Source organism: Sandaracinus amylolyticus (assembly GCF_021631985.1).
GTDB classification, from domain to species: Bacteria; Myxococcota_A; Polyangia; order Polyangiales; family Sandaracinaceae; genus Sandaracinus; species Sandaracinus amylolyticus_A.
Genome location: NZ_CP070225.1, coordinates 7,591,559 through 7,605,236 on the forward strand (window position 1 = coordinate 7,591,559; position 13,678 = coordinate 7,605,236).

Sequence of the window (13,678 nt, forward strand, 5' to 3'; positions counted from 1 at the left end):
CGATCCGGCTTCGCCGGGCGGGGGGAAGGGGTCATCCATGACCCCTTCCGAAAACTCAGTCGAGCCGCTTCCGGAAGCGCAGGATCGCGAGCGTCATCATCGCGCCGGTGAACGCGAGCAGGGCGAGCACGTCGGGCCACATCTCGGAGAGACGCGCGCCGCGCAGCATGACGCCCCGGATCAGGCGCACGAAGTGCGTCATCGGGATCACCTCGGCGAGCCACTGCGCGGCCGGCGGCAATCCGGCGAACGGGAACATGAAGCCCGAGAGCAGGATCGACGGCAGGAACACGAAGAACGTCATCTGCATCGCCTGGAACTGCGAGCGCGCGCGCGTGGAGATCAGGAGGCCGAGGCTCAGGTTCGCGAAGATCAGCAGCCCGGCGGCCAGGTACGCGTCGGCGAGAAGGCCGCGGATCGGCACCGCGAAGAGCCACGTGCCGAGCGCGATCACCAACGTCGTCTGCACGAGACCGATGCCGACGTAGGGAAGCACCTTGCCGAGCATCAGCTCGCTCCGCGTGATCGGGGTCGCGATCAGGAGCTCCATGTTGCCGCGCTCGCGCTCGCGCACGACCGCGACGGCCGTGAAGAGCACCATCGTCATCGTCAGGATCACGCCGATCAGCCCGGGCACGATGTTCAGCTGACTGCGCCGCTCGGGGTTGTAGAAGCTCACGACGCTGATCGGTCGCGTGGTCGGGGGCACGCCGGAGATCGCTTCTCCAGGCGCCCTCGAGAGCGTCCCGCGCGCCGCGGCCTCGGGCAGCGGGACCTGCGCGAGCTGCGCCGCCGCGCTCTGGACCGTGGTGTCGCTCGCGTCGACGAGCACCTGTGCAACCTCGCGGCCCTCGGCGCGCCGCCGCTCGAAGTCGGGCGGCACGACGATCCCCACGCTGATCCGGCCGCGCCGCAGGAGGTCCATCAGCTCCTCGGGCGCGTGGACGTGCGCGACCGGCTCGACGACACCGGTCGCCAGAACGTCCATCACGAGCGCGCGCGAGCCGGCGGTGCTCGCCTGATCGACGATCGCCGCCGGCAGCCCGCGCAACGTCAGGTTGATCGCGTAGCCGAACACGACGAGCTGGATCACCGGGATACCGACGATCATCGCGAGCGTCACGCGGTCGCGCCGGAGCTGCAGCAGCTCCTTGAAGACCACGGCGAACAGACGACGCCACTTCATGCGCGGCGCCCGTGCGTCACGGCGACGAAGACGTCCTCGAGCGTCGGCTCCCCGAGCGCGACGCGAGCGTCGACGCCTGCACGCGCGAGCGCCTCGGCGACGCGCGGCTCGGCCTCGACGCCCTCCGCGGCGAGCACGCGAAGGTTGGTCCCGATCTGCGCCGCGCTGATCACACCGGGCGCGCCGGCCAATGCGCGCTGGGCACGACGCGGCTCGGCCGCGCGCACCTCGAGGGTGCGACCCCGGAGCGCGCCGGTGAGCTCGGCGGGTGATCCGTCCGCCACCAGCTTGCCGCGATCCAGGATCGCGAGGCGATGGCAGCGCTCGGCCTCGTCCATGTAGTGCGTCGAGACGAGGATCGTCGAGCCGCCGTCGGCGAGATCGAACAGCTTCTCCCAGAAGTCGCGCCGCGACTCGGGGTCGACCGCGCTCGTGGGCTCGTCGAGGAAGAGCAGCTCCGGCTCGTGCACGACGGCACCCGCCAGCGCGAGACGTTGCTTCTCGCCGCCGCTCAGCGTGTCCGCGAGCTGATCTTCGCGGCCCTCGAAGCGGAACTGCGCGATGAGCGATGCCACCCGCTGCTTCGCACGAGCTCTCGGGATGTCGTGCACCGCCGCGAGGAAGTCGAGGTTCTCGCGCACCGTGAGATCGGCGAAGAGCGAGAAGCGCTGCGTCATGTATCCGATGCGCCGGCGGAGCGGCTCCGACTGCTCGGGGATGCGCAGCCCGATGACCTCGATCTCGCCGGCCGAGGGCAGCAGCAGCCCGCAGAGCATGCGGATCGTCGTGGACTTGCCCGAGCCGTTCGGCCCGAGGAAGCCGTACACGGCGGCGCGCGGCACCGTGAGATCGACACGATCGACCGCCGTCGCATCGCCGAAGCGCTTGGTCAGGCCGCGCGCGCGGATCGCGATCGCCTCGGCCATCAGTGGCCTCCATCGACCTCGTGCGCGAGCTCGACCCGGACCGGCATGCCGGCAGGAAGGCCGCGCGCGTCCTCGCCGGTCAGCTCGACCTCCGCGAGGTAGCTGAGCCGGGCGGCGTCGTCCCCCGTGAGCGCGTAGTACGGAGTGAAGCTCGGCTCGCTCCGGATCATCCGCACTCGCCCTGCGAGGGGGCGATCACGGCCGTCGACGAACACGCGCGCCGACTGCCCCACGTGCACGCGAGCACGAATCGGCTCGGGTACGTACACGCGCGCGTAGGGCGCGTCTCCGACGAGCAGGATCGCGAGCGGTGCGCCGACCGGGGCCTGGTCACCGAGTCGATAGGGCAAGCTGTCGACCTCGGCGGCGCGCGGCGCGACGACGCTCAGCTTGTCGAGCAGGACGACCTGCTCCGCCATCCGCGCGCTCGCGGCAATCACCGCGGCCTCGGCCTGGGCGATCTGCTCGGGACGGGTTCCTCGCTCGAGCTCGAGCAGCGCCGCGCTCGCCGCGCGCACGCGCCCCGCGGAAGACCCCGCCGCACCGCGCGCACGATCGAGCTCCACCCGCGCGACGACGCCGCGCTGCTCGAGCGACTCCACCCGCTCGAGATACGAGCGCGCGTCGCGCGCCTCGGCTTCGGCTGCGGCGAGCTCTGCGCGCGCCCGCGCCACGTCCTCGCGCCGCGGTCCGGCCTCGAGCTCGGCCAGGACTTCGCGCCGCTGATGGGCTTCGCCGGCCGCCGCCTGCACCGCGCTGCCGGTTCGCGCCGCATCGAGCTGCACGAGCAACTGCCCGGGCGCGACCCGCTCGCCCTCGCGCACCTCGATCGCGACGATGCGCTCGGCCGCCGGGGAGGGCAGCGTGATGCGATCGTACTCGAGCGTGCCGAGCGCCTGCGGCGCCGCGTCACTGCACCCCACGGCGAGCCCGATCCCGACCACGACCGCGGCGAAACGCCCCTGCCAGTGATCGATCTCGAACGCGGCCGACATGCTCGCAACGACTCCGCGAGGGGCTCCAGGAACGCAGGTAGGCACGCGAGGGGCGCGTCGCTAAGACCCAGCCGAGGTCGCGTCCCCGCAGGCGAGCGAACGCCAGCGTTGAAAGCCTCGGCGCCGGGTCGAGACGGTCTCCGAGCAACGGAGCGCGACATGGCACACGTCATCACCGAGCTCGACACGACCGCCAGCCCCGAGCGCGTGATCGGCGCGCTCACGGACTTCTCCCCGCGGCGCCTCGAGCTCTGGCCCAACATCGATCGCAGGTACTACAAGGTCGAGTCCACCGAGCCGACGTCGGCGGAGGTGACCGAGGGCACGGGCCCGTTCGGCGGAATCTGGGAGCGGGCCCGATATGACTGGTCGCGTCCCGGCACCGTGCGAATCGACGTGAAGGACTCGAACGCCTTCGAGCCGGGCAGCTATTGGAAGTACGACGTGACGCCGACGGCGAACGGCGGCAGTCACGTGCGCATGGAGTTCGACCGGCGCCCGCGCAATTTCAGAGGCCGCGTCGCGAGCGCGCTGCTCGATCGGATCGGCGGGAAGTTCTTCGAGAAGCAGCTCGGCGAGACGCTTCGCCGCATCGAGCGCGCGAGCTGAATCCCTGCCGGAGTGCTCGTCCCGCGGGTCCCGGACGGGAGCGCGCGAAGCGCGCGGACGGGAGGGACCGGCGGGCGAGCCGATGTTGGACACTCCCTCAGTTCGCAGCGAGACGATCGCGCAGCGCCTGCAGTCGTCCGTGTGCGCGCGCGTCGACGATCGACACCGCGATCGCACGATCGACCGCGGGGATCGCCTCGCTGCCGTAGATCGTCGCGATCGCCTCGGCGGCGCGCGAGCCCGCCGTGGGATGCGCGGCCATCACCACGAGATCGGTGAGCATCTGCTCGTCGCCGCGGCTCGCGGGTGATGCGCGATAGGCGCGCTCGTAGCTCTGGATCGCCGCGGTGAGCGAGCGCTCCTGACGCTGCGAGTACGCGAGCAGGAGGTGCGGTCGCGCGTCCCACGGCTGCTCGCGGATCATGCGCGCCAGCGTGCGGCGCTCGGTCGCGCGCAGCGGATCGCCGTCGGCGAGCTGCGCGCGGATCACCGCGAGCTCGGGCGGGAGCGGCGGTGCCCACACGTCGCCGGGCGCCGGGCGCTCGCCGGTCGGCGGACCGAGGAGCGGCGTGTCGTGCTCGATCTGGAACGAGGGCGCGGGCGCCATCGCGACCGGCGCGACCTCCGGCTCGTCCTGCGATCGCGACCACACGAAGCCGGCGATGACGCCGACGATCGTGATCATGCCGAGCGCGGCGATCGCGATCACCACGGCGAGGATCGGGAGCGCCGGTGTCGCCTTCGCGCGCGGCGCGCTCGGGGCGCTCGCGGGCGGCACCGCGCTGAGGCGCGGCGCGGGGAGGAAGGGCTCGAGCGCGCGCATCATCTCGAGCGCCGAGTCGAAGCGCTGCGCGGGATCCTTGGCGAGCCCGCGCGCGAGGATCGGATCGAGCGCGGCCGCGAGCGGCGGATCGGGACGCAGCGCCGCGAGCGAAGGCGTCGGCTCGATCAGCGTCCCGCGGAGCTCGTACACGGTGTCGCCGCCGGGCTCCTGGAAAGGACGGCGCCCCGCGAGCATCTCGAAGAGCAGCACGCTCGCGGCGTAGACGTCGACGCGGCCGTCGATCGTCGCCGAGCCGAGCTGCTCGGGCGCGATGTAGCCCGCCGTGCCGAACGCGGTGCCCTGCGCGGTCAGCTCGTTGCCCGCCTTGTTCTCCTGCGCGCCGAAGAACTTCGCGAACCCGAAGTCGAGCAGCTTCGCGTGGTCCTCGTCGCCGAGCCGCTGCACCAGCACGTTCGCCGGCTTGAGGTCGCGGTGGACGATGCCGTGCTCGTGCGCGTACGTGAGCGCCTTGAGGATCTGCACCACCAGCGAGAGCGCGCGCTCCGCGGTGAGCTCGCGTGCGTCGAGCAGCGCGCGGAGGCTGCGACCCTCGACGAGCTCCATCACGAGGTAGGGCACGCCGTCGCTCACGCCGAAGTCGGTGACTCCGACGATGTGTGGGTGCGAGAGCGCCGCGAGCATCGACGACTCGCGATCGAAGCGCGCGCGCTCGACCGGGTCGGCGTGGCCGGCGCTCTGCAGGATCTTCACCGCGACGTCGCGCCCGAGGATCAGGTGCTTCGCGCGGAAGACGAAGCCGAAGCCGCCTTCGCCGATCGCGCCGGAGAGTCGATAGCGCGCATCGAGCACGCGACCGATCCACTCGTCGGGCTTCGTCTCGGCATCCCGGATCTCCACCTCGCTCAGATCGTGGATCGCACGCGTGGGATCGGGCGCGCTGGTCGGGGGTACGTCCTCGCCCATCGCGGTCAGGGTACCTCGATGTGGCGCGCGATCGACCGTGATCCCACGCGCTCGCGAGGGCGAGGTGCGCGTCGATCGCCGTGCATCTCACCTCGCGGCACTCGCGCGCCCATCGTGCGAGCGATTGTGGGGACGCGACACGAATTCGTCTCGCGAGAGTGATCGCTCCGAGCACGACGCGCCCTCTTGTCCGCGGCACGAGCGAGGACGAGCGCGCGTGCTGATGGAGGTGGATGCGTTGATCCGGAAGATGCTCTCGATGGTCGCGGTGATCACGGCGCTCGCAGGTTGTGCGCCCGCCGACGAACCTGGCCTCGACTCCGATCTCGACACGAAGACCGATGCGATCGTCGGTGGCACTGCGTTCAGCGGCGTGCCCGCGGTCGGCGCGCTGGCGTCCGGCGGTTCGCCGTTCTGCACCGGCACGCTGATCACGCCGACGCGCGTGGTCACCGCGGCGCACTGCGTCGCGGGCACGAGCGCGTCGCAGATCACGTTCATCACCGGGCCCTCGGCCTCGCAGGTCCAGACGCGCACGCGCGTGGTCCGCGCGGTCGCGCACCCCGGCTACAACTCGCGCGCGCTGACGAACGACATCGCGTATCTCGATCTCGCGTCGCAGCCCGCGGGAGTGACGCCGATCGGCGTGCTGCCCGCGAACAGCATGACGTCGTCGTGGGTCGGTCGGAACCTGCTGCACGTCGGCTACGGCGTGAGCGACGGACGCAGTCAGAGCGGCGCGGGCATCAAGCGCGCGGTGAACATCCCGATCACGCAGGTGTCGAGCACGCAGTTCCGCTACGGAGCGACGGGCCGCAACACGTGCAACGGCGACTCGGGCGGCCCCGCGCTGCACCAGGACGCGAGCGGTGCGTACCTCGTCGCCGGCGTGACGTCGTACGGCGATGCGTACTGCACGCAGTACGGCGTGGACACGCGCGTCGACGCGTACCTCGACTTCCTCGGCGTGAGCGGCGGCGGGCCCGTCGATCCGCCGGACGACGGTGGTGGTGATGGTGGCGGGGAGCCCGAGACGATCCGCCAGTCGGGCTCGCTCGCGCAGGGCCGCGCGCAGTTCTTCGACGCGATCCCGGTCGCAGCGGGCTCGCCGTTCCGCGCAGCGCTGAGCGGCACCGGCGACGCCGATCTCTACGTGCGCTTCGACGCGCGCCCCACGAGCAGCACCTACGCGTGCCGCCCGTACAACGGTGACTCGAACGAGCTCTGCGAGCTGACCGTGCCCGCCGGCGCGAGCGAGGCGTACGTCGCGGTCAACGGCTACACCGCGAGCGAGTTCGACCTGACGATCACGTACACGCCCGAATGATCGCGGCGTGAGCACGAGCGGCGCGTCCTCGTCACGAGGGCGCGCCGTTCGTCGTCACGGCGCCCAGACGTAGCCGAGCCGCGCGGCGATCGTGCCGCCGCGCGCGCTGCACTCGCTCTCGCGCGTCGTGAGGAAGTAGTCGAGCCCGCCGGTCGCGGGCGTCCACTCGCACTCGACGAGCGCGAGCGGCGTGAGGCCCGGCGGTGCGATCGCGGTGGTCGCGACGAAGCCGAGATCGACCGGTGCGCCCGCGGTGTAGCCGAGCGGCGGAGTCGGCGTGGTGGTGTATCGATTGCGCGCGCTGCCCGCCTCGTTCCAGTGATAGAGGCGCACCAGCGACGAGAGCGCGCCTTCCTGGCGGCGATACGTCGTGAAGCACGCACCAGTGGTCGCGCACTCGGCGGCCCAGCAGCTCGTGCCGCCGCACGTCGTGAGCGCGCAGCCGTTCGCGGAGCAGCCTGCCGCGCGCGAAGCAGGCAGCGGCGAGCAGTACGGTCCCACGTCCTCGAGGTGGCTCGTCCAGTGGTGCTCGGTGCACTCGACGTAGCGCGCGGCACGCACGCGACAGCCTTCGTCGAGCGCGCCCGCGGCGCAGTCGTTGTCGACGAAGTCGCAGAGCTCGGGCGCCCCCGGACGCACGTCGGCGCGGGTGTCGTCGCAGTCGACGATCGTGCAGGTCGCGCCCACGCCCGCGCCGTCTCCGTCGGCGTCGGTGCAGCAGCTCGTCGGCGCGCTGCACGCGCCCCATCCGCACGAGGCGCCGCAGGTCTCGACCCCACTGCCGCACGCGCTCGCGCACGGCCGCGTCGCACCGCGCACGCACGTGAACGTCTCGTCGCGCGCGCCGTCGCAGTCGTCGTCGGCGCCGTTGCACGACTCGGCGGGCGGCATGCACGTGCCCGGCGCGCAGGTGGCCTCGCAGATCGCGGTGCCGGTGGTGCCGCACGACGTCGTGCACGATCCGCTGGTGCCCGGGGTGCACGTGCCTTCGCCTTCGCAGGTGCCGCTCGGCGACCACTCGCACGACGTCGTGCACTGCGCCGGGCGCGTGCCGCAGCGTCCACATGCGACGCGCCCGGTCGTGCCCGGCATGCACTCGCCTTCGTCGCCGCACGGCCCGTACGCCCACACGTGCTCGGCGGTGCAGAACCGCTCGCGGGTGCCGCACGCGCCGCAGGGCACGTCCTCGCGCTCACCGGGTGTGGGGCACGGGTCCGCCTCGCACTCACCGGCGGGCTCGTAGGCGCACGCGTCGGTGCATGCGAGCTCGCGCGTCTGACCGCTCGGGCAGTCGCTCGTCGCGCGCAGGGTCGTGCCGGGCGCGCACTCGCCCTGCCCTTCGCACGCCGCCTCGGTCGTCCACTCGCACGTCGCGCTGCATCGCTCGACGCGCATCCCGCAGTTGCCGCACGTCGTGTCGCGCGAGGTGCCGGCCGTGCACTCGCCCTCGTCCTCGCAGGGACCGTAGGCCCACACGAGCTCGGCGGTGCAGAAGCGATCGCGGGCGCCGCAGCGTCCACACGCGACCGCCTCGATCGCCCCCGGGCTCTCGCAGGGCTCGGCCACGTACGCGTCGGGCGTGCTCGCGTCGGTCGAGCTCGGTGCGTCGTCGGGTGGCTGGCTCGCGTCGACCGAGCCGCTCGCATCGAAGCCGTCGCCTCCATCCGCGGGATCGGGCGACGACCCGCCGCACGCGAGGGTGAGCGGTGCGAAGAAGAGCAACGTGAAGAGGGAGAGCGCGCGACGCATGCGTTTCGGACCTCGGCGGCAGCCGGGGTACGAGCATACGCGAGCGGTTCTCCCTTTCGGTGTTCGTCTAACCCGAGAGCTCGGCGTCGATCATCTGCGCGAACCACTCGACGGGGCGCCACCCGGTCTGCCTGCCGAGCTCCTCGCCGTCCTTCACGACGATCAGCGTCGGCGTCGCGCGCACGTCGAGCTTCGCGAGCAGGCGCGGGTCGCAGTCCGCGGTGCCGATCTCCACCACGCGAACCCGACCCTCGTAGCGCGTCGCCACCTCGATCAGCACCGGCTCGAGCTTCTTGCACGGCGCGCAGGTCGCGCTCCACACGTCGACGATCACCGGGCGATCCGAGCGCACCACGAGCCGCTCGTACGCGTCGAGATCGCGCACCCGCTCGGGCATCACCTTCTTGTTCGCGCCGAAGAGCCGATCGAGGAGCCGCATGCGAGGGCCCGTGTACCGCGCTTCGTGCGTGCTCGCGAGGCGACTACGTCGTGCGCTGTGAGAGGGAACGCGCGATGAAGAACGACGGACTCACGCTGGTGAGGCTCGAAGGGCGACCGATGCGCGTGGATCGCTCCGCGATCGAGGCGCTCGCGAGCTCGATGCAGGGCTCGATCCTCGAGAAGGGCGCACCGGGATACGACGGCGCGCGTGAGGTGTGGAACGCGATGGTCGATCGCCATCCGGCGCTGATCGCGCGCTGCGCCACGCCCGACGACGTCGTCCGGTGCGTGCAGTTCGCGCGACGCAACCGCGCGCTCACGTCGATCCGTGGCGGCGGGCACCACATCGCGGGCAACGCACTGTGCGAGGGCGGGCTCACCATCGATCTGAGCGGGATGCGCGGCGTGCGCATGACGAGCGGGAGCACGCGCGTGGTGGTCGAGGGTGGCGCGCGGCTCGCCGATCTCGACGCGATGACGCAGAAGCGCGCGCTCGCAGTGCCCGTCGGGATCAACTCGACGACCGGCGTCGCGGGCCTGACGCTCGGCGCGGGGTTCGGCTGGATCTCGCGGAAGTACGGGCTGACCGTCGATCGCCTCCTGTCGGCCGAGGTCGTGCTCGCGAGCGGCGATCGGGTGATCGCGAGCGAGCGCGAGAACGCGGATCTGTTCTGGGCGCTGCGCGGCGGCGGCGGGAACTTCGGCGTGGTCACGTCGTTCGAGTTCGATGCGGTGCCGCTCGGGCCCGAGGTGATCGCGGGCTTGATCGTGCATCCGCTGGAGCACGCCGACGACGTGCTCGACTTCTACGCGCGGCTCACCAAGAACGCGCCCGACGAGCTCACGGTCTGGGCGGTGCTGCGGGGCGCGCCGCCGCTGCCGTTCCTGCCCCCCGAGGTGCACGGCAAGCCCGCGATCGTGCTCGCGGTGTGCTGGGTCGGCGACCCGAAGGACGGCGAGGCGGTGCTCGCTCCGCTGCGCGAGCACGGCAAGCCGTACGGCGTCCACGTCGGGCCCACGCCCTACGTCGGATGGCAGCAGGCGTTCGATCCGCTGCTCACGCCGGGCGCGAGGAACTACTGGAAGACGCACTACTTCGAGGCGCTCCCGAAGGGCCTCTGGGACGTGCTCGTCGATCACGTGAAGCGCATGCCCTCGCCGCTCTGCGAGGTGTTCGTCGGTCAGCTCGGGGGCGCGGTCGCGCGCATCCCCGAGGACGCGACGGCGTACGCGTATCGCGCGACTTCGTACGCGATGAACGTGCACACGCGGTGGGAGCGCGCCGAGGACGACGCGCGGTGCATCGCGTGGGCGCGCAGCCTGTTCGATGCCGCAGCGCCGTTCGCGACGGGCGGCGGATACCTGAACTTCATGCCCGAGGACGACCAGGGTCGCGTCGCCGCGGCCTACGGCGAGCACCTTCCGCGGCTCGCGCAGATCAAGGAGAAGTACGACCCCGAGAACCTGTTCCGGGTGAACGTGAACATCGCGCCCGCGAAGAGCGCGGCGAAGCGAGAGGCCCCGCCGCCGCCGCGTCCGTGACGGTATCGCGGCCGGAGATCCAAGTGCATCCTCGAGGGCCGCGAGCGCGGCCGGGGGATGACGATGCGCGGCACTTGGGTCCCGATCCTGCTCATCGCCGCGTCGTCGATCGGCTGCGACGGCGCGGCGCCACCCGCGACCACGGTGCGCCTGGCGATCGTGCTCGACGAGCGCTGGGCTCTCACCGAGCTCGCGATCGACGTCGCGGATGAGGTCATCCGGGTCGCGCCCGCCTCCGAAGTGACGCTCGTCCTCGACGACGCGGCAGCGGGCACGGCCACGCGCATCGACGTGATCGGCCAGCGAGGCAGCGATGCGATCGCGCGAGGCGAGACGTCGGTCATCCCGATCCTCGGCGCAGAGATCGACGCGGTAGTCGTGCTCGCGCTGGCGAGCACGGGCTGCGAGGACGCGTGCGCGCCCGACGAAGCGCGATGCGAGGGCGACGCGGTCGAGCGCTGCGAGCGGGGCGAAGACGGATGCCTCGCGTGGAGCGCCGCAGTCCCGTGCGAGAGCGGTCGGACGTGCTCGCTCGGCGAGTGCAGCGACACGTGCGCCGACGAGTGCGCGACGGGAGAGACGCGCTGCGACGGCGAGACGAGCGTCGCGACGTGCGGCCAGGCCGACTCCGACACGTGCCTCGACTGGCTCGCTCCGAGCGAGTGCACGGAGGGCGAGACGTGCGTCGGCGATCGTTGCCGCGCCGAGTGCGAAGGTGCGGAGGAGTGCACGGCGCCGCCCGCCACGACGTGCGCCGACATCGGCACGCTCCGCACGTACCTCGCCGCCGGCGACTGCGTGTCGGGCCGGTGCGTGTACGCGCACGAAGACACGCCGTGCACGTGCGAGGTCGATCGCTGCGTCGCGTGCACCGCGGTCGACTGGACGATCTCGACCATCGACAGCGCGCCCGAGAATCGGACGCGGACCGCGATTGCCGTCGACCCGAGCGGCGGCGTGCATGTGAGCTACGCCGACGCACGCGACGATCTCGCCTACGCGCACCGCGCACCGGGCGCGACCTCGTGGGACGTCACGCCGATCGGCGGCGGCGCGAGCTGCTCGTTCAGCCCGCTCTGCTCGATCGCGGACCAGACCTCGATCGCGATCGACGCGGCGGGCCGAGCCCACGTGGTGTTCTACGGCTCGTCGATCACCACGACCGGCCTGCACCACGCGTTCGACGACGGGAGCGCGTGGCAGGTCGAGCAGATCGACCACGACGGCTATCGGAGCGCGCTCGCGATCGACGCGCGCGGCGTGCTGCACGTCGTGTTCTCGCGCTACGGGACCGGCGCGCTGGTGTACGGACAGCGACGCGCCGACGGGACGTGGGGAACGATCGACATCGATCCCTCGGGCGCCGCGAGCGAGCCACCGGTCTCGCTCGCGATCGACGGCACCGGCGGGCTCCACGTCGCGTTCCACGGTCGCTCGGGTGGGCTGCGCTACGCCCATCGGCCGCGCACCGGCGGTGCCTGGACGCTCGAGACGATCGATGCCGACTCGGACGGCAGCTCCGCGATCGCAGCCGACGCGACGGGTGGAGCGCACGTCGCGTACGAGCACCTCGGCATGCTGCGCTACGCGTTCCGGGCCCCCGGAGGCACGTGGGCCCACGAGCCCGTCGACGCCGGGGGGCGCCACGCCGCGATCGCCGTCGATCGCGCCGGGCGCGTCCACGTCGCCCACTACGCCGCCGCGACCGCAGCGCGCGATCTGCGCTACGCACACCGGGCGATCGACGGCACGTGGTCGGGCGCGGCGCTCGACACCCGCGACGACACCGGCGAGAGCCCGTCGATCACGGTCGATCGCGGCGACGGTGTGCACATCGCCTATCGCGCATGGACCGCGAACGACGTCCGCCACGCGTTCCAGCGCAGCTGCGCGCCCTGACGATCCGTGCTCAGAGCACACATCGCACGCCTGCGATGTCCGTCTCCGCGACGCAGAGGTTGCACGCGTTGCAGCGCGTGCGCTCGAGCTCGCCGCGCTGCATGCGCAGCACCAGCTCGGGATCCGCGATCAGCGCGCGCCCGAGCACCACGAAGTCGAACCCTTCGTCGCGCGCCTTCACGAGACCCTCGCGCGAGACGAGCCCGCCGAGCAGCGCGATCGGCATGCGCACCGCGCGGCGCAGCTCGCGCGCGAGCGGCAGGAAGAACGACTCCTCGAACTCGTAGCGATCGATGATCGCGCGACCGAGGACGCGCATCGCGGCGCCCGAGATCCACTCGGGCTGCGCATCGGCCATGCGATCGAGCGGCAGGCCGCCGCGCAGCAGGAAGAACGGGGTGCGGCTGGTGAACCCGCCGCTCGGGATGATCACGTCGGCGTGCCCGCTCGCCTCGATCGCGCGTGCGATCGCGATCGACTCGTCGAGCTCGAGCCCGCCGGGGAAGCCATCGCGGAGGTTGGTCTTCACGAGGACTGCGAGGTCGCGCCCCACCGACGCCCGCACCCGCTCGAGCACCGCGAGCGGCAGGCGCATCCGGTTCTCGAGCGAGCCGCCCCAGCGATCGTCGCGTCGATTGGTCGCGGGCGAGAGGAACTGACTCAGCAGATACCCGTGCCCGAGGTGGACCTCGACCGCGTCGAAGCCGAGCTCGGCGGCGCGCGAGGCCGCGTCGCCGAACGATGCGATCACACGATCGACGTCCTGCTCGTCCATCGCGCGCGCGAAGGGCAGCCCGGCCGCGACGCCGTAGGCGTTCCACCCGAACGAAGGGCCGCGGGGCGCGCGACCGTTCGGCCCGCGCACCTTGCTGAACGTGCCCGCGTGCCCGAGCTGGAGCGACACCGCGCCACCCTCGTCGTGCACCGCGCGCGTCAGCTCGCGCAGCATCGTGCACGACTCGGGCACGAGACGGAGCTGGTGCTCGAAGGTGCGCCCCTCGTCCGCGACCGCGCAGTACGCGACCGTCGTGAGCCCCACGCCGCCCGCCGCGAGCCGTCGATGGAAGTCGACGAGCGCGCGCGACGCGATGCCGCCGCGGCTCATGCCCTCGTAGGTCGCGGCCTTGATGACGCGGTTGCGGAGGCGCAGCGGGCCGAGCGCGGCGCGCGAGAACAGTTCGTCCACGCGCGCATGGTACTCGCTGCGAAGACGAAGACGCCGCGAGAGCCGGAGCTCCCGCGGCGTCCTCTCCGTGC

The 13,678-nt window shown here is 72.1% G+C and carries 11 protein-coding genes; 4 read left to right on the plus strand and 7 right to left on the minus strand.

Going from position 1 to position 13,678, the window contains the following annotated elements; genetic code table 11:
* Positions 1 to 55: 55 nt before the first annotated feature.
* Genes I5071_RS32080 through I5071_RS32090 form a run of 3 tightly spaced genes read right to left on the minus strand, consistent with a single transcriptional unit; the run spans position 56 to position 3,107 of the window.
* On the minus strand, positions 56 to 1,186 hold the full coding sequence (locus I5071_RS32080) for an ABC transporter permease (protein ID WP_236517073.1): 1,131 nt from the start codon (positions 1,184 to 1,186) through the stop codon (positions 56 to 58).
* Complete coding sequence (locus tag I5071_RS32085; protein ID WP_419249674.1) at positions 1,183 to 2,094, minus strand: ATP-binding cassette domain-containing protein; 912 nt, start codon at positions 2,092 to 2,094, stop codon at positions 1,183 to 1,185. The genes I5071_RS32080 and I5071_RS32085 overlap by 4 nt, the downstream gene beginning before the upstream one ends.
* 17 nt (positions 2,095 to 2,111) lie before the next feature.
* Positions 2,112 to 3,107: an HlyD family secretion protein gene (locus I5071_RS32090; RefSeq protein ID WP_236517075.1), complete on the minus strand. Its 996-nt coding sequence runs from the start codon at positions 3,105 to 3,107 to the stop codon at positions 2,112 to 2,114.
* 159 nt (positions 3,108 to 3,266) lie between these two features.
* Here I5071_RS32090 and I5071_RS32095 point away from each other — a divergent pair, with 159 nt between their 5' ends.
* Positions 3,267 to 3,716, plus strand: coding sequence for an SRPBCC family protein (locus I5071_RS32095; RefSeq protein WP_236517076.1), 450 nt, complete (start codon positions 3,267 to 3,269; stop codon positions 3,714 to 3,716).
* Between the two features lie 97 nt (positions 3,717 to 3,813).
* Here the strand turns inward: I5071_RS32095 and I5071_RS32100 are convergent, their stop codons facing one another.
* Complete coding sequence (locus tag I5071_RS32100; protein WP_236517077.1) at positions 3,814 to 5,463, minus strand: serine/threonine-protein kinase; 1,650 nt, start codon at positions 5,461 to 5,463, stop codon at positions 3,814 to 3,816.
* Between the two features lie 223 nt (positions 5,464 to 5,686).
* On the opposite strand from I5071_RS32100, the gene I5071_RS32105 reads away from it, so the two are divergent.
* A complete protein-coding gene (locus I5071_RS32105) occupies positions 5,687 to 6,790 on the plus strand; it encodes a trypsin-like serine protease (protein ID WP_236607703.1) in 1,104 nt (367 codons plus the stop codon).
* 54 nt (positions 6,791 to 6,844) lie between these two features.
* On the opposite strand, the gene I5071_RS32110 is transcribed toward I5071_RS32105, so the two are convergent.
* Complete coding sequence (locus I5071_RS32110; RefSeq protein WP_236517078.1) at positions 6,845 to 8,539, minus strand: putative metal-binding motif-containing protein; 1,695 nt, start codon at positions 8,537 to 8,539, stop codon at positions 6,845 to 6,847.
* 67 nt (positions 8,540 to 8,606) lie between these two features.
* Positions 8,607 to 8,978, minus strand: a complete 372-nt coding sequence (locus I5071_RS32115; RefSeq protein WP_236517079.1) for a thioredoxin family protein — start codon at positions 8,976 to 8,978, stop codon at positions 8,607 to 8,609.
* Positions 8,979 to 9,052: 74 nt separating this feature from the next.
* On the opposite strand from I5071_RS32115, the gene I5071_RS32120 reads away from it, so the two are divergent.
* Both I5071_RS32120 and I5071_RS32125 read left to right on the plus strand, forming a co-directional pair.
* Complete coding sequence (locus I5071_RS32120; RefSeq protein WP_236517080.1) at positions 9,053 to 10,522, plus strand: FAD-binding oxidoreductase; 1,470 nt, start codon at positions 9,053 to 9,055, stop codon at positions 10,520 to 10,522.
* A 63-nt stretch (positions 10,523 to 10,585) separates the two neighbouring features.
* A complete protein-coding gene (locus tag I5071_RS32125; protein WP_236517081.1) occupies positions 10,586 to 12,421 on the plus strand; it encodes a hypothetical protein in 1,836 nt (611 codons plus the stop codon).
* Positions 12,422 to 12,431: 10 nt separating this feature from the next.
* Here I5071_RS32125 and I5071_RS32130 read toward each other — a convergent pair whose 3' ends face one another.
* Positions 12,432 to 13,607, minus strand: a complete 1,176-nt coding sequence (locus I5071_RS32130) for an NADH:flavin oxidoreductase (RefSeq protein WP_236517082.1) — start codon at positions 13,605 to 13,607, stop codon at positions 12,432 to 12,434.
* Positions 13,608 to 13,678: the final 71 nt, after the last annotated feature.